Origin of the sequence: Streptomyces smyrnaeus, from assembly GCF_017676345.1 — a bacterium.
Classification (GTDB): Bacteria; Actinomycetota; Actinomycetes; order Streptomycetales; family Streptomycetaceae; genus Streptomyces; species Streptomyces smyrnaeus.
Map to the genome: position 1 here is coordinate 58,821 of NZ_JAFFZM010000015.1, position 19,835 is coordinate 78,655.

General features: G+C 70.2%; 13 protein-coding genes and 1 pseudogene. 10 read left to right on the forward strand and 4 right to left on the reverse strand.

Annotation, left to right across the window (positions count from 1 at the left end; genetic code table 11):
* Nucleotides 1-103: 103 nt before the first annotated feature.
* Both JW613_RS23480 and JW613_RS23485 read right to left on the reverse strand, forming a co-directional pair.
* Nucleotides 104-1,306 (reverse strand): trypsin-like serine peptidase, encoded by a 1,203-nt coding sequence (locus JW613_RS23480; RefSeq protein WP_209212943.1) that lies wholly within the window; start codon nt 1,304-1,306, stop codon nt 104-106.
* A gap of 72 nt (nt 1,307-1,378) precedes the next feature.
* Complete coding sequence (locus tag JW613_RS23485; protein WP_209212944.1) at nt 1,379-2,602, reverse strand: trypsin-like serine peptidase; 1,224 nt, start codon at nt 2,600-2,602, stop codon at nt 1,379-1,381.
* A gap of 292 nt (nt 2,603-2,894) precedes the next feature.
* Between JW613_RS23485 and JW613_RS23490 the strand changes: the two genes are divergently transcribed.
* The 4 genes from JW613_RS23490 to JW613_RS23505 all read left to right on the forward strand — a co-directional run bounded on the left by JW613_RS23490 (nt 2,895) and on the right by JW613_RS23505 (nt 10,365).
* The gene (locus JW613_RS23490; RefSeq protein ID WP_209212945.1) at nt 2,895-5,357 is read left to right on the forward strand and encodes an IucA/IucC family protein; all 2,463 of its coding nucleotides are present in this window, start codon (nt 2,895-2,897) and stop codon (nt 5,355-5,357) included.
* A 41-nt stretch (nt 5,358-5,398) separates the two neighbouring features.
* Nucleotides 5,399-6,289, forward strand: a complete 891-nt coding sequence (locus JW613_RS23495) for a GNAT family N-acetyltransferase (protein ID WP_209212946.1) — start codon at nt 5,399-5,401, stop codon at nt 6,287-6,289.
* Nucleotides 6,290-6,360: 71 nt separating this feature from the next.
* Nucleotides 6,361-8,163, forward strand: a complete 1,803-nt coding sequence (locus JW613_RS23500; RefSeq protein ID WP_209212947.1) for an IucA/IucC family protein — start codon at nt 6,361-6,363, stop codon at nt 8,161-8,163.
* 216 nt (nt 8,164-8,379) lie between these two features.
* Entirely contained in the window at nt 8,380-10,365 is a 1,986-nt protein-coding gene (locus tag JW613_RS23505; RefSeq protein WP_209212948.1) for an ATP-dependent DNA helicase, read from the forward strand.
* Nucleotides 10,366-10,519: 154 nt separating this feature from the next.
* Here the strand turns inward: JW613_RS23505 and lexA are convergent.
* Nucleotides 10,520-11,197 (reverse strand): annotated as a pseudogene (gene lexA, locus JW613_RS23510) (transcriptional repressor LexA); the annotation flags it as partial.
* A gap of 855 nt (nt 11,198-12,052) precedes the next feature.
* Between lexA and nrdR the strand changes: the two are divergent.
* Together nrdR and JW613_RS23520 are read left to right on the forward strand one after the other, a co-directional pair.
* A complete protein-coding gene (gene nrdR / locus JW613_RS23515; protein WP_209212950.1) occupies nt 12,053-12,730 on the forward strand; it encodes a transcriptional regulator NrdR in 678 nt (225 codons plus the stop codon).
* A 163-nt stretch (nt 12,731-12,893) separates the two neighbouring features.
* Nucleotides 12,894-15,791: a vitamin B12-dependent ribonucleotide reductase gene (locus JW613_RS23520; protein ID WP_209212951.1), complete on the forward strand. Its 2,898-nt coding sequence runs from the start codon at nt 12,894-12,896 to the stop codon at nt 15,789-15,791.
* A gap of 105 nt (nt 15,792-15,896) precedes the next feature.
* Here the strand turns inward: JW613_RS23520 and JW613_RS23525 are convergent, their stop codons facing one another.
* A complete protein-coding gene (locus JW613_RS23525; protein WP_209212952.1) occupies nt 15,897-16,316 on the reverse strand; it encodes a nuclear transport factor 2 family protein in 420 nt (139 codons plus the stop codon).
* A 232-nt stretch (nt 16,317-16,548) separates the two neighbouring features.
* Between JW613_RS23525 and JW613_RS23530 the strand changes: the two genes are divergently transcribed.
* From JW613_RS23530 to rnhB, 4 genes are all read left to right on the forward strand, one after another.
* On the forward strand, nt 16,549-17,157 hold the full coding sequence (locus tag JW613_RS23530) for a YdbC family protein (protein WP_099884800.1): 609 nt from the start codon (nt 16,549-16,551) through the stop codon (nt 17,155-17,157).
* 15 nt (nt 17,158-17,172) lie between these two features.
* Entirely contained in the window at nt 17,173-17,847 is a 675-nt protein-coding gene (locus JW613_RS23535) for a histidine phosphatase family protein (protein ID WP_209212953.1), read from the forward strand.
* A gap of 12 nt (nt 17,848-17,859) precedes the next feature.
* The gene (locus tag JW613_RS23540) at nt 17,860-18,906 is read left to right on the forward strand and encodes an ADP-ribosylglycohydrolase family protein (RefSeq protein WP_209212954.1); all 1,047 of its coding nucleotides are present in this window, start codon (nt 17,860-17,862) and stop codon (nt 18,904-18,906) included.
* Between the two features lie 174 nt (nt 18,907-19,080).
* Nucleotides 19,081-19,758: a ribonuclease HII gene (rnhB, locus tag JW613_RS23545; RefSeq protein WP_209212955.1), complete on the forward strand. Its 678-nt coding sequence runs from the start codon at nt 19,081-19,083 to the stop codon at nt 19,756-19,758.
* The last annotated feature ends 77 nt before the right edge of the window (nt 19,759-19,835 follow it).

The window sequence follows — 19,835 nt, forward strand, 5'->3', positions numbered from 1 at the left end:
GTCCGGCTCGGCTGGTCCGACCGGTGCGGCCCGGTCGGCTTGTCCGGCCGGTGCGGCTGGTCGATGCCGGCTGTCGGCTGTCGGCTTCCGGCGTCTGCGCTCGTCAGCCCTTCCGGCTGGCGGCGTCGAAGACCGCCTTGGCCGTCGGGCCCAGTCGCGGCCCCGCGAGCCAGGTGGCCGGGTGCGGGCCGATCGAGTTGACCGAGATCAGCTCCGGCTTGCCGCCCTTCCCCTTGACCAGCCAGGCGCCGCCCGAGGAACCGCCCGTCATGGTGCAGCCGATGCGGTACAGCGCCGGCTGCGACGGGTCGATCGTCAGCGCGCCGGGACGGTCGGTGCAGGAGTACATCCTGGCGCCGTCGAAGGGTGGTGCCGCGGGGTAGCCGTAGTTGCTGACGCCACGGATGCGCGACGACGAGGGCGCGTTGAAGTCGATCTTGATGGCGTTGCCGACGGTCTCCTCCAGCGACTTGCCGGACTTGTTCACCGGCTCGACGCGCAGCACGGCGAAGTCCTGCTGGGAGCCGCCGCCCCCGGACTTGGCGCCCTTCTGGATCCAATAGTTGCTGGTCTGGGCCCACTTCACCCACCACTCGCCGTACGGCGCGACCTCCTGCGGCGGAGCGCTGTTGACCGCCGGCATGGCGCGGCCCTTGTCGTTGAAGGCCGGGATGAAGGTGATGTTGCGCAGCCAGCCGCCGCTCTTGCCGGAGTGGACGCAGTGGCCGGCGGTGGCGACCAGGTTGGACTTGCCCGGGTGGCGGGGGTCCTTGACGACCGTGCCGGAGCAGACCATCGGGCCTTCAGGGGTGTCCATGAAGACCTTGCCGGCGGGAGCGGCGTTGCGCGTGTACGGCGTCTTGACGGCCTGGGCCTTGACGGGCCGCGGCTCGGCGGTGTTGGCCGCGCCCGAGGTGCTCTCGATGTTCTCCGGGACCTTCTTCTCGTTGTCCTCGGCCTTCTTCATCCGCCCCAGGTCCCAGTGGCCCTTGATGTAGGGGTTGACGAAGTCCTTGGCCTCGCGCACCCACTGGTCCTTGTCCCAGTTCTTCCAGGCGCCGTTCTTCCACTTGTCGAGGTCCTGCAGCGAGGTGGGAAGGTCCTTCGGCAGCTTGTCCGGGAGGCCGATGCTGTCCTTCCCGCCGCCGGAGTCCTGGGCCGACTCGGACGCGGCGGGCTTGGCGTCCGCCTTCTTGTCGGAGTCGTCGTCGCCCGTACAGGCGGTGGCGGTGAGGGCGAGGGTCGCCGCGAGCGCCGCGGTGACCAGGACCGGACGTCCGCGTCCGGCGCTGCGTATGCGAGACATGGTTCGAGCTCCCCCTGAGAATTCGTACGAGAAACGTGCGTCGTGCGCACGGTGCCGAGGCCGCACGGCCACTCAGCTCTCCTTGCTGACCGTGTCGAAGACGGTCTTGGCCTCCTTGCCCAGGCGAGCACCGGCCAGCCAGTCGGCCGTGACCGGGCCGATGGAGGTCACCGAGAGCAGCCGGGTGCCCGATGCGTCGAGCCAGGGACCGCCGGAGGAACCCGCCGTCATGGTGCAACCAATGCGGTACATGGTGGGCTGCTCCGGGTCGATCGTGAGCCGGCCGGGCTTGTCGGTGCAGGAGTACATCCTGGCGCCGTCGAAGGGCGGTGCGGCCGGGTAGCCCACCGCGCGGAGGCTCTTGATCGACTTGACCCGCGGTGTGGTGAAGGTGGGCTTGACGGCGCCGCCGGCCTTCTCCTCCAGCGAGGCGCTGCTGGTCTTGTCCTCCGGCTGCACCTGGAGCACCGCGAAGTCCTGCTGCGCGCCCTTGCCGCCGCGCTCCGCGCCGTTGTCGATCCAGTGCTTGGTCGTACGGGCGCGCTTGGCCCACCAGATGCCGTCGGGCGCCACGTCGCTCTTCGAGGCGCTGGCCAGCTGCTGGTTCGAGAGCCCCTTGGGGTTGTAGTCCGGCACGAAGACCACGTTGCGGTACCAGCCCTTGCCCGCTCCGCCGTGCACGCAGTGGCCCGCGGTGGCGACCAGGTTGGACTTGCCCGGGTGGCGGGGGTCCTTGACGACCGTGCCGGAGCAGACCATCGCGCCCTTCGGGGTGTCCATGAAGACCTTGCCGACGGGCAGATCGTCCTGGGTGTAGGGCGTCCTGACCCCAGCCGCCTTGACCGGCTCCGGGGTCGGGTCGGTGACCCCCTCGTCCTCGCCGGTGCCGTCGCTGCCGCCGCTGGGGCTGTCGTCGATGTCGGAGTCGTCGACCTTGCGGTCGTTCCCGTCCGCGTCCTTCATGCGGTCCGGGTTCCACAGGTCGTCGATGATCGGGTTGAAGAAGTCCTTGGCCTCCTTCATCCACTTGTCCCGGTCCCAGTCGTTCCAGGCGCCGTTCTTCCACGCGTCCAGATCGTCCAGCGAGGTCGGCAGGTCCTTCGGGAGATCGTCGGGGAGCCCCAGGTCCTTCTTGAGATCCCGGCTCGGCTTGTCCTCGGAGGCAGCCTGGCTGGGCTTGGCGTCCGCCTTGTCGTCCTCCGGGCCGCAGGCCGTAGCGGTGACCGCCAGCACGGCGGCGACCGCTGCCGCGGCGAGCGCCGGACGGCGCCGCGCGGACCTGGCTATCGATGGCATCGCTGAACTCCCCCTGAAGTGGATCTTGCGCCTGTTGACTTGTCATGCACCCCGCCGAGTGGGGCGGCCCCCACTATGCCCGGTGGTGTTCGGGACGGACGCAGCAGGGTCAGCGGTTCCCCCCGGCGCGCACGCTGCCCCGACGCGCCCCCGGAATGCCCCACATTTCGCCGCAACCAGGGAGCGAACTCCAACCAGCCCGTGATCCCGTGCCGTTCACTTCGTTGATGCATCTGGGGGACAGTGGCTCGCTGCCCAGCGCGCCCGGTCGACACCAGCTAAGGAGACACCAGTGAACGCGCGCTCCGGAGCCGACGAGCCGAAGGAACCGGTCCGTCGGAGGCTCGCCGACCTGATCGAGCCGACGGTTCCGCAACAGGAGCGGCGCCTGGCCGGGCAGCAACGCGAAGCTCCGGAGCCCCGGGCACATCCGCAGTATCGCGAGGCGTCGGAACACCCGGAGCTGCCGGAAGGCAGCGAACCGCCCGAATCCGGCGAGCGGACCGACCCCGATGAACGGTCCGCCTCCCACGATCGGTCCGGACCCGGCTCAGAACCCTGCGAAGCGGCGGAGGACCACCAACCGCCGGAACACCACCGGATCCCGGAGCCCCACGAACCGACGGCGACCCCCGGACCGACGGAATCCCACGAGTCGACGGCACTCCACGGACCGACGGCGCCCCGGGAACCCGCGCGCCACCGCGACCCGCTGGAACATCCCGACCCCCGAGCGGCGGCGGACGCGGCCGCACTGGAGAACCTGCTGCGCTGCTGGGTGCGCGAGACGGCTCCGGCCCGCCCCCGGAACGGCGTACTGCGTATCCCGCTGCCCGCCAGCGGTACCGCGCTGCTGGTGCCGGTACGGCACTGGTCGCCCGTCGGGTGGCACCGCTTCGATCCGCCGCACCTGGAGGGGGCGCCCAGGGACGCCGCACCGCTGCAGGCGGTCGCGGTCGCCGTACTGATCGGACGCGAGGCCGCACACGCCGGACGCGAGGCCGGAGACGGGGCCGGACGCGAGGCCGCACACGCCGGACGCGAGGCCGGAGACGGGGCCGGACGCGAGGCCGCGGATTCCGCCCAGGGCGCCGACGACAGCACGCCGGTCCACGACAACCCGGTCGACGACAACCCGGTCGACGACAGAGTGGCAGCCGACGGCGACGCGGAGCAGGCGGCGAAGCAGGCCGCCGCCCGTCGGGCCGAGGCGCGCGAGGGAGCCATGGCCGCCGAGCACACCGCGCTCGTCGGCCGCGTCGCCGACTCCGTGCAGCGCACCGCGCGGTTCCTCGCGGACCGTCGCGACCACCCCGAACCGCCGCCCGGCACCGGGCCGTTCCTCGACGGCGAGCAGGCACTGATCTTCGGCCACCCTCTGCACCCCACCCCCAAGAGCCGCGAAGGACTCTCGGACGCGGAGGAGGGGGTCTACTCTCCGGAGCTGCGCGGCAGCTTCCCGCTGCACTGGATGGCCGTCCACCGCTCGGTGCTGGCGGGGGACTCCGCGTGGACGGACCGCGGCAAGCCCGTCTCCGCCGCCCAACTCGCGCTGCGCATGAGCGGGCAGGCGCTGACCGGGCGCCTGCCCGAGGAGTACGTGCCCCTTCCCCTGCATCCCTGGCAGGCCAGGGAGGCACGGCACAGTCCCGCTGTCCGCGCGCTGCTGGACGCGGGGCTGCTGCACGACCTGGGGCAGGCCGGTGAGCCCTGGAGCCCCACCTCTTCGGTGCGTACCGTCTTCCGGCCCGACAGCGTCGCGATGCTCAAGCTCTCCGTCGGGCTGCGCATCACCAACTCCCGCCGCGAGAACCTTCGCAAGGAACTGCTGCGCGGTGTGGAGGTGCACCGGCTGCTCCGTGGCGACCTCGGCCGTGCCTGGCGGGCGGCTCACCCGGGTTTCGACATCGTGCGCGACCCCGCCTGGCTCGGCGTCGACGTCCCCGGAGAGGGACGGCTGCCCGGCTTCGACACCGTCATCCGGCACAACCCCTTCGGCGCCGGTGACGACGCCGTCTGTCTCGCCGGCCTGACCGCGCCCGTTCCCACCCCGCCGGGTGCCGGGCCGAACGGCCCGCCCGGTGCCGGTGCTGACGCCGATGACGGCGCTGTTGCCGGTGCCGGTACCGGTGTGCTGCGCTCGCGGCTCGGCCGGGTGGTCCACGCGCTCGCCCAGGACACCCGACGGCCCGTCGGGGCGGTGGCCGCCGAGTGGTTCCTGCGCTATCTGGACGCCGTCGTACGACCGGTGCTCTGGCTGGACGCACACGGAGGCATCGCCCTGGAGGCGCACCAGCAGAACACCCTGGTTCTGCTGGACGCGCAGGGCTGGCCGCGAGGCGGGCGCTATCGGGACAACCAGGGCTACTACTTCCGCACCTCCCATCGGGAGGTGCTCAGCCGACGGCTGCCGGGAGCGCGGCTCGGAGTCGAGAGCGACACCTTCGTCGCCGACGACGTCACCGACGAGCGCTTCGCCTACTACCTGGGCATCAACAACGTCCTCGGCCTCATCGGCGCCTTCGGCTCCCAGCAGCTCGCCGACGAGCGGCTGCTGCTGGCGGCGTTCCGCCGCATCCTGCAGGGCGCCGCACGCGAGGAGCCGGCATCGCCGCTGCCCGCGCTGCTGCTGGAGTCCCCGACGCTGCGCTGCAAGGCGAACCTGCTCACCCGGCTGCACGGCATGGACGAGCTCGTCGGCCCGGTCGACACCCAGTCCGTCTACGTCACCCTCGTCAATCCCCTCACCCTCTGACCATCTGGCCCTCGGCCCCTCGCACGAGAGGAGACGTCGTCATGCCGCACCCCCAGCCGGGCTCCGCACCGCCGGCAGGTTCCCCCGGCGCGGACCCGGCGGCGCCCGGCTCCGGCACCAGCAACGACGACCCCCTCACAGCTCCGTTCGGCACCGCCGGGACAGCGCTGCGCCGCACCAACGAGGACACCCTCGACCTGGGGCGGCTCCAGAAGCGGCTCGGGCTTCCCACCGGACCGGAGGCCCCGTCCCAGGACCCCTCTGCGTCCCCCACCCCAGAGGCCTCCCGGGCCTCGCAGAGCCCCCCGCCTTCTCACACCCCCCACACCCCTCACGCCCCCCGCGTCGACGAGCCGCACACCAGCCCGCTCGACCATCCCCCCAAGTGGCCCGCTGTCGCGACCGAGGCGGGCCGGTTCCAACTCCTGCCCGTACGTCTCCCCGCCGATCTGTCGCTGGTCTCCGGGTGGATGAACGACCCCGCGGTGGCGGCCTTCTGGGAGCTGGCCGGCCCTGAGCGCGTCACCGAGTCCCATCTGCGCCCCCAGCTGGAGGGCGACGGACGCAGCGTCCCCTGCCTCGGCGTGCTGGACGGCACCCCCATGAGCTACTGGGAGCTGTACCGCGCCGACCTCGACCCCCTCGCCCAGCACTGCAGCGTCCTGCCGCACGACACCGGACTGCATGTGCTCATCGGCTCGGCGGCGTACCGCGGAGGAGGGCTCGGCACGCTGCTGCTGCGCACGGTCGCCGACCTCGTCCTGGACCGGCGTCCCAGGTGCACGCGAGTACTGGCCGAACCGGATGTGCGCAACGTCCCCTCCGTTGCCGCCTTCCTCGGTGCGGGATTCCGGTTCAGCGCCGAGATCCAGCTCCCCGGCAAGCGCGCGGCCCTGATGGTGCGGGACCGCGAGCTGCGCCACGCGCTCTGACCCGGTGGCCGCGGCCCGTGCTCCGCGGCCACCGTCACCTGAATCCACGCCTCCCACAAGGAGCAACTCCCGTGTCCCGATCCTCTTCCTCTTCCCCCTCCCATGACGTAGCGCCGCTAGCCGTCCCCGCAGGCCTCGAATCGGGGCCCGACCACTGGAGCCGCGCGTCCCGGCGGCTGCTCGCCAAGATGATCGCCGAGTTCTCCTACGAGGAGATCCTTCAGCCGCAACCCGCCCCCGGCGCCGCACCCGGGTGCTACGCCCTCCCCGTGGACGACGAACTCACTCTCCGCTTCCGGGCGCGCCGTGGTGCCTACGGCCACTGGAGCGTCGACGACTCGTCGCTGGAGCCCGGAGTGGACCCGCTGGGCTTCGTCTCCCGCGCCCGGACGCTGCTGGGACTGAGCGGTGAGACGGCCGGCCACTATCTCCGCGAACTGACCGCCACCCTCACCGCCGACACCCAGCTGCTGGCCTCCGACCTGCCCGTCGCCGACCTCGCCACGCTGGGCTATGCCGAGTTGGAGGGGCACATGGCCGGACACCCCTGGCTGGTCGCCAACAAGGGACGGCTCGGCTTCTCCGGCAGCGACGCCGCAGGCTGGGCGCCGGAGGTCCGCACGGCACGCCCACTGCCCTGGCTGGCCGTCCACCGGCGCCTGGCGCAGTACAACGGCGTGCCCCGGCTGGCCGACCCGGAGCGGCTGTACGCGCGCGAGCTGAGCGACGAGGCGGTCGCCGCCTTCCGCCAGCGGTTGCGCTCGCGCGGGCTGGCACCCCACGACTACCTCTGCATGCCTGTGCACCCCTGGCAGTGGGACGAAACCGTCGTGCCCCTGTTCGCCGCGCAACTGGCCGCGCAGGAGATCCTCCCCCTGCCCAGCGACGGCGATCTGCGGCTGCCGCAGCAGTCCATCCGTACGTTCCTCAATGTCAGCAGGCCGGACCGGCACACCGTCAAGCTGCCGCTTGCCATCCTCAACACCCTGGTGTGGCGCGGCCTCCCGACGGACCGCACGGTCGCCGCGCCGTCGGTCACCGGCTGGGTGCAGCGGTTGCGCGATCAGGACCCGTTCCTGTCCGAGGAGTGCCGGGTGATCCTGCTGGGCGAGGTCGCCTCCATGGCTGTCCCGCACCCGGTGTACGAACCGCTGGACGGCGCGCCGTACCAGTACCGCGAACTGCTCGGCTGCATCTGGCGCGAACCTCTCGTCCCGCTGCTCGGCCCGGACGAGCGGGCCCGCACCCTCGCCTCCCTGATCCACACCGATGTGCGCGGCAACTCCTTCACCGCCGAACTGGTAGCCCGTTCCGGACTGGAGCCCCAGGTGTGGCTCCGGCACCTGTTCGCCTCGCTGCTGCCGCCACTGCTGCACTTCCTCTACCGCTACGGCACCGTCTTCTCGCCGCACGGGGAGAACGCCATCGTCGTCTTCGACGAGCACGACGTACCGGTCCGGCTGGCCATCAAGGACTTCGTGGACGACGTCAACGTCAGCGCCGAGCCGGTGCCCGAGCTCGACTCCATGCCGCAGGATGTGCGGGACGTCCTGCTGACCGAGCCGCCCACGTTCCTCACCCAGTTCATCCACTCCGCGCTCTTCGTGGGCGTCTTCCGCTATCTGGCTCCGCTGTGCGAGGCGCAACTCGGTGTCCCCGAGGACGACTTCTGGTCACTCGCCCGGGCCGAGATCGACCGCTACCACGAACGTTTCCCCGGACTGAAGTCGCGCTTCGAGACCTTCGACCTGCTGACCCCGCGCATCGAACGGCTGTGCCTCAATCGCAACCGGCTGCACGCCGACGGCTACCGCGACAGATCCGAGCGCCCGCACGCCGCAGTGCACGGGACGGTGCGCAATCCGCTGTACTGAGGGCGGCACCCGCACGGGGAGGGGGACACGCAGTGGGGCGGTGCGCACCGCGTGAAGAGCGGCACCGTGCCCGAAGAGCACCAGGGAACACCGTGCGTGCTCAGATGTGCACGGTGGATAGGTGGACGGGCTGATCCGGTCATGGCCGGAAGGAACCGGTCGCAGGGGGAAGCAACGGAGCGGAGTGTCAGCGGCGCCGCGTAAGGTGTCGGGTCTATGAGCAAGCCCGCCGTCACCGAACTTCTCCAGGCCGCCGTCACTGCCGTCGCAGGCACGGAACGCCCAGGTCAGGCCGCCATGGCCGAGGCCGTTGCCGAGGCTGTCGAGGCCGGCCGCCACCTCCTCGTGCAGGCGGGCACCGGCACCGGAAAGTCGCTCGGCTATCTGGTTCCCGCACTCGCCCACGGGGAGCGGGTCGTGGTCGCCACCGCCACGCTCGCGCTCCAGCGTCAGCTGGTCGAGCGGGATCTGCCGCGCACCGTCGAGGCGCTGCATCCGCTGCTGCGCCGTCGTCCGGAGTTCGCCATGCTCAAGGGCAGGTCGAACTATCTGTGTCTGCACCGGCTCCACGAGGGGGTGCCGCAGGAAGAGGAGGAAGGGCTCTTCGACCCCTTCGAGAGCGCGGCGCCCACCTCCAAGCTCGGGAAGGACCTGCTGCGGCTGCGCGACTGGTCGGACGAGACGGAGACGGGCGACCGCGACGACCTCAAGCCGGGAGTCTCCGACCGCGCCTGGGCCCAGGTCTCCGTCTCCTCCCGGGAGTGCCTGGGCGCCAGCAAGTGCGCATACGGCGCCGAGTGCTTCGCCGAGAGCGCCAGGGAGCGCGCCAAACTCGCCGATGTGATCGTCACCAACCACGCGCTGCTGGCCATCGACGCCATCGAGGGGGCCCCGGTGCTCCCCGGCCACGAGGTGCTCATCGTCGACGAGGCGCACGAACTGGTCTCCCGTGTCACCGGCGTCGCGACGGGGGAGCTCACGCCCGGCAGTGTGAACCGCGCGGTGCGCCGCGCCGCCAAACTGGTGGACGAGAAGGCGGCCGACCAGCTCCAGACCGCGTCCGAGACCTTCGAACGGCTGATGGAGCTCGCGCTGCCGGGCCGGCTGGAGAGCGTTCCGGAGGATCTGGAATACGCCCTGATGGCGCTGCGGGACGCCGGCCGGACCTGCCTGAGCGCGCTGGGCAACACCCGCGACAAGTCCGTGCCCGACGAGGACGCGGTCCGCAAGCAGGCCAAGGCCTCGATCGAGAACGTGCACGACGTGGCCGAACGCATCCTTCAGCACTCCGAGTTCGACGTCCTGTGGTACGAACGGCACGAGCGTTACGGGGCCTCGCTGCGGGTGGCGCCGCTCTCGGTCTCCGGTCTGCTGCGCGAGAAGCTGTTCACCGACCGCTCCGTCATCCTCACCTCCGCCACCCTCAAACTGGGCGGGGACTTCAACGGGGTCGGAGCCTCACTCGGCCTCGCCCCGGAGGGAATCGGGAGTGACACCGAGGGCGAGGAGGAGGCCGAGACGCCGCCCTGGAAGGGCCTGGACGTCGGCTCCCCGTTCGACTACCGCAAGCAGGGCATCCTGTATGTCGCCAAACATCTGACACCCCCCGGCCGGGATTCCCAGCGCAACGACATGCTGGACGAGCTCGCGGAGTTGGTGGAGGCCGCCGGCGGCCGGACGCTGGGGCTCTTCTCCTCCATGCGGGGAGCGCGGGCCGCCGCCGAGGAGCTTCGCGGCCGTCTGGGGCTGCCCATCCTGCTCCAGGGTGAGGAGACGCTGGGAGAGCTCATCAGGCGGTTCGCGGACGACGCGGAGACCTGCCTGTTCGGCACGCTGTCGCTGTGGCAGGGCGTGGATGTGCCGGGCGCCAACTGCCAGCTGGTGGTGATGGACCGGGTGCCGTTCCCGCGTCCCGACGATCCGCTGATGAGCGCGCGGCAGAAAGCCGTCGAAGAGGCCGGCGGCAACGGCTTCATGGCGGTGGCGGCCACGCACGCGGCGCTGCTGATGGCGCAGGGCGCAGGCAGGCTCGTACGGGCGACGGGGGACCGGGGCGTGGTCGCGGTCCTCGATCCGCGGCTGGAGCGGGCGCGGTACGGCGGCTTCCTGCGGGCCTCGATGCCGGACTTCTGGTATACGACGGATCGCAACCAGGTCCGCCGTTCGCTGGCTGCCATCGACGCGGCGGCCAAGCAGTCGTAAGCGCGCCGGTGGGGGGGCGTGCGGGCGAGTCCGGCGGGAGGGGGTCCGCTACGACGGCGGGCGGCCGGTCACGACGGCGGGCCGCCGGTTCCGGTGTGGAAGGAACCAGCGGCCCGTACGGTCTGTCGTACGCCGTGGAGAGGAGGCGAGGGGGTCAGACCCTGCGCAGCACGGCGACGACCTTGCCCAGGATCGTCGCGTCGTCGCCGGGAATAGGCTGGTACGAGGAGTTGTGCGGCAGCAGCCATACGTGCCCGTCCTCGCGCTTGAACCGCTTCACGGTGGCCTCGCCGTCCAGCATCGCCGCCACGATGTCGCCGTTCTCCGCGACGGGCTGGCGCCGTACGGTGACCCAGTCGCCGTCGCAGATCGCTGCCTCGACCATCGAGTCACCGATGACCTTGAGGACGAACAGCTCGCCGTCACCCACCAGTTGGCGCGGCAGCGGGAAGACGTCCTCGACCGACTCCTCGGCGAGGATGGGTCCGCCCGCCGCGATACGGCCGACCAGCGGTACATAGGAGGCCGAGGGCTTGCCCGTGGTGTCGGCGGCGGCCTGGGTGCTGCTGGGAGCGTCCGAGCCGCGCACCTCGTAGGCACGCGGACGGTGCGGGTCGCGGCGGAGGAAGCCCTTCCGTTCGAGGGCCATCAGCTGGTGCGCCACCGAGGAGGTGCTGGAGAGCCCGACCGCCTGGCCGATCTCCCGCATGGACGGCGGGTAGCCGCGCCGCTGAACCGAGTCGCGGATCACCTCGATCACCCGGCGCTGCCGATCGGTGAGCCCCGAACTGTCGGCGCGGATGCCTGGAGGTCGGCCGGGAAGCGAACGCTTCGCTTGTTGGCCTTCCTGAATCTCTGCGTTCATGGCGTCATTCACGGGCTGAATTTCGTCAATTGCCTGAGCTGCTGCCTGAGCTGCGCGGTTCTGGGAGGTGATGGTGGCGCTGTCTGCGGTCGTGGTCACGTCGGCCCCTCTCGAGAAGTTCTCCCTAGCTGGACAACGGTAGTTGGTTTCGAAAGGTTGCGCCAAACACACGTTCGAGTGAAAATCCGGAGTTTGCCTGACTTCTACAGCTCGATGGGTGTATAGGTCGCGCCGCCTGCCTCGTCGGACCCGGCGGTCCTTTCGGAATGTGTGGACGCCGGGTAGGTCATGTGTGTCATGTGCGTCCCACGCACCACATGTACCGCGTACACCGTTTCCCGGTTGTTTCTCTCAGCGGCGCGTGTTGCCGCCGCGGGGTGTTTCTGCGTCCTGTTTCCCGTTGCCGCCCGTCGCTGTCCGTAATCACTAATGTTGTCGAACTTTTGTTCCGCCGTGCCACCGTTTCGAGGTACCACCGCCCCGCGGTCACCGGGTCGGTCCGTTGCCGTCTCCGCCCGCGATGCTCCGCCGCTGTCCCGCACAGTCTGGCAGGTGTGCCCCGGCGCCCTTTCCCCGCCCCGCTTCGCGTAGGCTCGTGGGCCGCGCCGGGGGGCGACACGCGATCGTGGTCGACTTGACCATCGGCTACCAGATCTAGTGGTTTGATGAGCGCGCGCCACCAGAAGTTGTGTCCCCGGGTGCTCACGCCGAGCGGACTTCGCCTATGCTGGTGGCTCGTCGAGGGGCCCCTGTGACGGGGGTGTCGCGGCGTGATCTGTCATGCACGGTGAGGGCCCTGGGGTCCTGGGAGGGTGGAAAACAATGCACTGCCCCTTCTGCCGGCACCCCGACAGTCGCGTGGTCGACAGCCGTACGGCCGACGACGGTGCGGCCATCAGGCGGCGGCGCCAGTGCCCCCACTGCTCCCGTCGCTTCACGACCGTCGAAAATGCGTCACTCACAGTGATCAAGCGGAGTGGCGTCACCGAGCCCTTCAGCAGGGACAAGGTGATCGCGGGCGTCCGCAAGGCCTGCCAGGGCCGCCCGGTCACCGAGGACGCCCTCGCCCAGCTCGGGCAGCGGGTCGAGGAAGCCGTCCGGGCCACCGGTAGCGCAGAGTTGTCCACGCACGACGTCGGACTCGCCATACTCGGCCCGCTGCAGGACCTCGACCTGGTCGCCTATCTGCGCTTCGCCTCGGTCTACAAGGCGTTCGAATCCCTGGAGGACTTCGAAGCGGCTATAGCCGAACTGCGCCAGGCGCATCCGCGGGCCACCGGTCCCGAGACGCAGGGGGACGAGGCCGCCACCGGGCGGGAGGACACCGGCGCCCCGGAGGAGACCGGTCGGGCCGCGAAGGGCCGGACGGCCGGGGGAGAGGCGCAGTCGGCGCCGTCCGGGGTGCCCTCGCCCACCGGCGGTGGGGCCCGGGGCGAGAACTCCCGGGGCGGACCGGCCGACGGGGCCGACGGCGCCCCCGCGACCGCTGCCGCCGACTAGCGGCGGCCGGTCCCGCTCGGCGGGGCCCACAGGCCGGGGCGGGACCCCGGCACACACAGAGACCTGGCCCAGGCACGCACCGTGTCGGGGTCATCAGACAGGCACAGTTCTCGGGGAAGAACCGGGGCATGTTGGGGCGTTATGCCCCACACAGGGAGGCGGAATGACAGAGACGACGAGCGGCCCGGCACGCGGCTCCCGCGCAAAGGGCAGCAAGGCGAACAACGGACTGCGCATCGAGCGCATTCACACGACCCCCGGAGTGCACCCGTACGACGAGGTGACCTGGGAGCGCCGCGACGTCGTCATGACCAACTGGCGCGACGGCTCGATCAACTTCGAGCAGCGTGGCGTCGAGTTCCCCGACTTCTGGTCGGTGAACGCGGTCAACATCGTCACGAGCAAGTATTTCCGCGGCGCCGTGGGGACCCCGCAGCGGGAGAACAGCCTCAAGCAGCTGATCGACCGCGTCGTGAAGACCTACCGGGCGTCCGGAGAGAAGCACGGGTACTTCGCCTCGCCCGAGGACGCCGAGATCTTCGAGCACGAGCTCGCCTACGCCGTGCTGCACCAGATCTTCGCCTTCAACTCCCCGGTGTGGTTCAACGTCGGAACCAAGCAGCCCCAGCAGGTGAGCGCCTGCTTCATCCTGTCCGTCGACGACTCCATGGAGTCGATCCTCGACTGGTACAAGGAAGAGGGCATGATCTTCAAGGGCGGCTCCGGCGCCGGCCTGAACCTCTCCCGCATCCGCTCCTCCAAGGAACTCCTGTCCTCGGGCGGCAACGCCTCCGGTCCCGTCTCCTTCATGCGCGGTGCCGACGCCTCCGCCGGCACGATCAAGTCGGGCGGCGCGACCCGCCGTGCCGCCAAGATGGTCGTCCTGGACGTCGACCACCCGGACGTCGAGGCGTTCATCGACACCAAGGTCAAGGAGGAGGAGAAGATCCGCGCCCTGCGGGACGCGGGCTTCGACATGGACCTGGGCGGCGAGGACATCGCTTCGGTCCAGTACCAGAACGCCAACAACTCGGTCCGCGTGAACGACGAGTTCATGAAGGCCGTGGAGTCCGGCTCGAAGTTCGCGCTGCGCGCCCGGATGACTGGCGAGGTCGTCGAGGAGGTGGACGCGAAGAAGCTCTTCCGCAAGATGGCCGAGGCCGCCCACGTCTGCGCGGACCCCGGTATCCAGTACGACGACACCATCAACCACTGGCACACCTCGCCGGAGACGGGCCGCATCACCGCCTCCAACCCCTGCAGCGAGTACATGCACCTGGACAACTCCTCGTGCAACCTGGCCTCGCTCAACCTCATGAAGTTCCTGCGCGACGACGACAAGGGCAACCAGTCCTTCGACGCGGAGCGCTTCGCGAAGGTCACCGAGCTGGTCATCACGGCGATGGACATCTCCATCTGCTTCGCCGACTTCCCGACCGAGAAGATCGGCGAGACCACCCGTGCCTTCCGCCAGCTGGGCATCGGCTACGCCAACCTCGGCGCACTGCTGATGGCCACCGGCCACGCCTACGACAGCGACGGCGGGCGCGCCCTCGCCGGTGCGATCACCTCCCTGATGACCGGCACCTCCTACAAGCGTTCGGCCGAGCTCGCCGCCGTTGTCGGCCCCTACGAGGGGTACGCCCGCAACGCCGAGGCCCACCGCCGGGTCATGAAGCAGCACAGCGACGCCAACGACGTGGCCACCCGGATGGACGACCTCGACACCCCGGTGTGGGCGGCGGCCACCGAGGCCTGGCAGGACGTGCAGCGGCTCGGTAAGAAGAACGGTTTCCGCAACGCCCAGGCCTCGGTGCTGGCGCCGACCGGCACCATCGGCCTGATGATGGACTGCGACACCACCGGAGTCGAGCCGGACCTGGCCCTGGTCAAGTTCAAGAAGCTCGTCGGCGGCGGCTCGATGCAGATCGTCAACAACACGGTCCCCAAGGCCCTCAAGCGCCTCGGCTACCAGCCCGAGCAGGTCGAGGCGATCGTCGAGCACATCGCCGAGCACGGCAACGTCGTGGACGCGCCCAGCCTCAAGCCCGAGCACTACGAGGTCTTCGACTGCGCCATGGGCGAGCGCTCCATCTCCCCGATGGGCCACGTACGGATGATGGCCGCAGCGCAGCCGTTCCTGTCCGGCGCCATCTCCAAGACGGTGAACATGCCCGCGAGCAGCACCGTCGAGGACGTCGAGGAGATCTACCTCCAGGGCTGGAAGCTCGGCACCAAGGCGCTGGCCGTCTATGTCGAGAACAGCAAGGTCGGTCAGCCGCTGTCGGCGAAGGCCAAGGAGGAGAAGAAGGCCGAGGCGCCCGAGCCGGAGAAGATCGTCGAGTACCGCCCGGTCCGCCGCCGGCTGCCCAAGGGCCGCCCCGGCATCACCACCTCCTTCACGGTGGGCGGCGCCGAGGGCTACATGACGGCCAACTCCTACCCGGACGACGGCCTCGGTGAGGTCTTCCTCAAGATGTCCAAGCAGGGCTCCACCCTGGCGGGCATGATGGACGCCTTCTCCATCGCCGTCTCCGTCGGCCTCCAGTACGGCGTGCCGCTGGAGACCTACGTCTCGAAGTTCACCAATATGCGCTTCGAGCCGGCCGGGATGACGGACGACACCGATGTGCGGATGGCGCAGTCGATCGTCGACTACATCTTCCGCCGTCTGGCGCTGGACTTCCTCCCCTTCGAGACCCGCTCCGCGCTGGGCATCCACTCGGCGGCCGAGCGCCAGCGCCACCTGGAGACGGGCTCCTACGAGGCGACGGAGGAGGAGTTCGACGCCGACGCGCTGGCGCAGTCGGCCCCGAAGGCCGAGCAGTCGGCGGCGCCTGCGGAGGAGGCCAAGGACACCAAGGACGCGCAGCGCACGGCCACCGAGCCCGAGGCCGCGACGCCCGCACCGAGGGAGGCCCACAACTCCACGGAGCTGATGGAGATGCAGCTCGGCCTCAACGCCGACGCCCCGCTGTGCTTCTCCTGCGGCACCAAGATGCGCCGGGCGGGCAGCTGCTACCTGTGCGAGGGCTGCGGTTCGACCAGCGGTTGCAGCTGAAAATGAACGCCGTTAAGGCGTAGGTGACCGGTCGGAGTGGGGAGTCGCGGAAAGCGACTCCCCACTCGCGTGTCGTGCATGCCGCGGGTGGCGCGGATGCCGTGGTCATGCAGGCGTCACATCGGCCGGGTCCCCCAGCGTTCTGGCTATCAGGTCGGTGTCGCAGTACTCGGTCAGCGCCTTCAGCTTTCCCCCTTCGATGTGGCAAATCCAGCAGTAGGTGTTGTTGTAGGGCTTCCCCTCCGTGGTGGTGGCGCGGCCGCTGCACTCCACGACCACGCAATCGCCGGTGGCGAGGAAACGGTGCGGTGTGTTCGTGTACGTGTCCGCAAACTGGGCGAGCAGCGGACGGAAGAGCTCGTCGAGGACGGTCTGTTTCCCCTCGTAGGTCCCGGACCATTTCGTCGTGCCGATGATCGTCCAGCGGAAGTCGTCGGCGAGGCTCTCGACGAAGGGCCGGCCGTCCCCCTCGACCAGTCCGGCGAAGATGTGCCGCATCAGTCGCATGTTCTCGGTCTCGCCCATGGCTGCTCCCTCATCTGGTGCCGTGAACCCGGGCTGCCATTCAACAGGCCGCCCGCTCCGCTGACGGGCTTGTCCTCCTGACGGACCCTGCCGAGGGTCGGTTCCCGCCCCGGTGCAGGTGCAGCCCCGGCAGATGTCGGGTCCCGAGGCCCCGGTGGGGCACATCAGTACGAGGCCCGAGGGCGCCGTCGTGCGGGGTGGGGGGTCACTGGGATGGCCGTACGATGGCGCGGTGCTGGTCAAGTGGATGCGCTGCACCGTCGTCGATCGCCCGGGGTTCGTACGGGCGCAGCGGAAATGGGCAGGGCTGCTCGGCGAGCCCGGTTTCCGGGGGCAGGGCGGTGGCTGGAGCCGGTCCCGGGAAGGGGTCGTCCACCTCTTCGGATTCTGGGAGAGCCGCGCCTTCTACGACTCCTTCATGGCGCGCTCGCACGACCGGCTGCACGCCGCCCAGGTCGGTACCTACAAGGAGATGCAGGTCCGGCTCTTCGAATACCGCTTCGACGTGAAGACCGGCTTCCGGCCCGTCTTCACCGACGCGGACCTGCTGCGCGTGGCCCACTGCCGGGTGCGACCCGACCGGATCGAGCACTACACGCTGATGCAGGAAAAGGTGTGGAACCCGGCGATGGCAGGCTCCCCCGGTATGCTCCGCGGAGTCTTCGCCCAGGCGAACACGGAGGACGAGTTCCTGGTCCTGTCGATGTGGGACTCCACCGCCGAATACGGAAAGTACCGGGTGGAGCGCGTGGAGCGACTGGCCCTGCGTGCCCAGACCGGGGCCGACGTCACCCACGTCACCGGAGACGTGATCGACCTGGAGCCGTCCTGGACCGTCTGACCTAGGGTGGAGCTCATGGCACGTCCTCGTCGTATCGTCCTGCTCCGTCACGGAGAGTCGGAGGGAAACGCCGACGACAGCATCTACGAACGCGTGCCTGATCACGCTCTGCCACTGACCGAGCGCGGCTTGCGGCAGGCCGAGGAAGCAGGCAAGCGGCTCCGCGCGGTCTTCGGTGAGGAGCGCGTCTCGGCCTATGTGTCGCCCTACCGCCGCACCCGTGAAACCCTCGCGGCGCTCGGCATCGGCCCGGAGCAGATGCGGGTGCGTGAGGAGCCCAGGCTCCGCGAACAGGACTGGGGCAACTGGCAGGACCGCGAGGACGTGCGGCAGCAGAAGAAGTACCGCGACGCATACGGCCACTTCTTCTACCGCTTCGCCCAGGGCGAGTCCGGGGCCGACGTCTACGACCGGGTCGGGGCCTTCCTCGAAAGCCTCTGGCGCAGCTTCGAGGCGCCCGACAACCCGCCGAACGTGCTGCTGGTCACACACGGCCTCACCATGCGGCTCTTCTGCATGCGCTGGTTCCACTGGACAGTGGAGGAGTTCGAGTGCCTCTCCAACCCGCGCAACGGGGAGAGCCGCGCCCTCCTGCTGGGGCCGGAGGGCCGCTACCGCCTGGACCGGCCCTTCGAACGCTGGCAGGCTCCTCGCCCCTATGGGGACCGCTCCGACCGGAGCCGCCGCTAACATCGTCGGGACATGAGTGCTCCCTCCTCCGATCCCGCCCGCGATGAGCGGCTCTCCCGCGCCCTGGCCAGCCTGCGCGGACTGGCCGTGGGCGACGCCCTGGGCTCCCAGTTCTTCGTCCCCGCCAATCTCCCCTGTCTGCGCAGCCGGGAACTGCCGCCCGGCCACTGGCAGTGGACCGACGACACCGAGATGGCCGCATCCGTGGTGGCCGTGCTCGCGGCGCACGGCCATATCGACCAGGAGGCGCTGGCCGCTTCCTTCGCCGCGCACCACGACTTCGACCGCGGCTACGGCCCCGCGGTGAACCGCATGCTCCGCCTCATCCGCCAGGAGGGCGGCGACTGGCGCGAATTGGCCGCCGGTCTCTTCGACGGTCAGGGCTCCTGGGGCAACGGCGGCGCCATGCGGGTCGCCCCGCTCGGCGCATGGTTCGCCGACGACCCCGAGCGCGCCGCCGACGAGGCCGAACGCTCCGCCGAGGTCACCCACCGGCATCCCGAGGCCGTCGCCGGCACCCGCGCGGTCGCCGCGGCCACAGCGCTCGTCGCGGCCGACGGTCCGGGCGCGGCCGACAACCGGGGTCCGGCAGGCGGCTCCGACCCAGCAGGCGGCTCGGACTCAGCAGGCGGCTCGGACCCGGCCGAAGGCCCGGGCGGAACCGCAGCTGGGAGCGCAACGGCCGGGCCGCTCACCGCGGAGGGCCTGCTGGCCCGGGTCCAGGAACTCGTCCCGCGCAGTGCCGTCCAGGCCGGGCTGCGCCGCGCCGTCGACCTGCTCGACTACGCCGACGTGGGCACGGTCGCGGCCGTCCTCGGTTGCGGTCGGCGCACCAGCACCCAGGACACGGTGCCCTTCACTCTCTGGGCCGCGGCCCGCCACCTGGGCGATTTCCGTGCCGCGATCTGGACCACCGCGAGCGCCGGAGGTGACGTGGACACCACCTGCGCCATCGTGGGCGGCATCGTGGCGGCTGCCGGGTCCGCAGCGGCTCCTCCCGAGGAATGGCGGGAACGCACCGAAGGATTTCCCACCTGGTTGCTCGATGCGGTCGGCTGAGCTCACAGGAACCGGAAGTCGTGCACCCGCTTCCCATTTCGCGGACTCTCCGTCACCAATTCACCTCCTTCTGCGATCACCGAGCTCTTATCCAGACTCTTTCGCCGCCATCGGTCGTCTTTGGTGGACTCCCCTGAACTCGCCGCTCCAGCAGCGGATACGCTAGTTATTGCCATGCCGTACGAGTCTCCAACCCATCGCGTCGAGCGTTCGCTCCGCGCCACCACCGGTGCCAAGATCGTCGCCGGAGTGGATGAGGTCGGCCGTGGAGCCTGGGCGGGACCCGTGACGGTCTGCGCCGCCATTACAGGCCTGCGCCGTCCCCCCGCCGGTCTCACCGACTCCAAACTCATCCCCGAGCCCCGCCGTAGCGAGCTCGCCGAAGAACTGACCAGTTGGGTCACCGCCTACTCTCTCGGTCACTCCACGCCGGAGGAGATCGACGAACACGGCATGACCGCCGCCCTCCGCCTCGCTGCAGGCCGCGCCCTCGACGGCCTGCCCCAGCGACCGGACGCCGTGATCCTCGACGGCAAGCACGACTACCTCGGGCCGCCGTGGCACGTGCGTACCGTCATCAAGGGCGACCAGTCGTGCGTCGCCGTCGCCGCCGCCTCGGTCATCGCCAAGGTGCGTCGTGACGCCCTGATGGCCGAACTCGCTCCCGACCACGCCGAGTTCGGATTCGAGGACAACGCCGGGTATCCCTCCCCGGTGCACAAGGCCGCCTTGGAAAAGATCGGCCCCACCCCGCACCACCGGCTGTCATGGGCCTATATGGACGCCTTGACCCGCTGGAAGCATCTCAAGCGCTACAGGAGCGAGCCCACAGAACAGATCGGCCTCTTCTGAACCGGCACATGAACCGGCACGGTCCAACGGCGCTGTCGCCCAGTACGGGAAGTCGAGCGCGGGAATATCCGCGTAAC

Excerpts from the sequence above, each read along its gene's own strand:
- JW613_RS23485 (WP_209212944.1), bottom strand. The coding sequence starts at position 2,602 with ATGCCATCGATAGCCAGGTCCGCGCGGCGCCGTCCGGCGCTCGCCGCG.
- JW613_RS23495 (WP_209212946.1), top strand. The coding sequence starts at position 5,399 with ATGCCGCACCCCCAGCCGGGCTCCGCACCGCCGGCAGGTTCCCCCGGC.
- JW613_RS23520 (WP_209212951.1), top strand. The coding sequence starts at position 12,894 with ATGACAGAGACGACGAGCGGCCCGGCACGCGGCTCCCGCGCAAAGGGC.
- JW613_RS23480 (WP_209212943.1), bottom strand. The coding sequence starts at position 1,306 with ATGTCTCGCATACGCAGCGCCGGACGCGGACGTCCGGTCCTGGTCACC.
- nrdR (WP_209212950.1), top strand. The coding sequence starts at position 12,053 with ATGCACTGCCCCTTCTGCCGGCACCCCGACAGTCGCGTGGTCGACAGC.
- rnhB (WP_209212955.1), top strand. The coding sequence starts at position 19,081 with ATGCCGTACGAGTCTCCAACCCATCGCGTCGAGCGTTCGCTCCGCGCC.
- JW613_RS23525 (WP_209212952.1), bottom strand. The coding sequence starts at position 16,316 with ATGGGCGAGACCGAGAACATGCGACTGATGCGGCACATCTTCGCCGGA.
- JW613_RS23535 (WP_209212953.1), top strand. The coding sequence starts at position 17,173 with ATGGCACGTCCTCGTCGTATCGTCCTGCTCCGTCACGGAGAGTCGGAG.
- JW613_RS23505 (WP_209212948.1), top strand. The coding sequence starts at position 8,380 with ATGAGCAAGCCCGCCGTCACCGAACTTCTCCAGGCCGCCGTCACTGCC.
- JW613_RS23540 (WP_209212954.1), top strand. The coding sequence starts at position 17,860 with ATGAGTGCTCCCTCCTCCGATCCCGCCCGCGATGAGCGGCTCTCCCGC.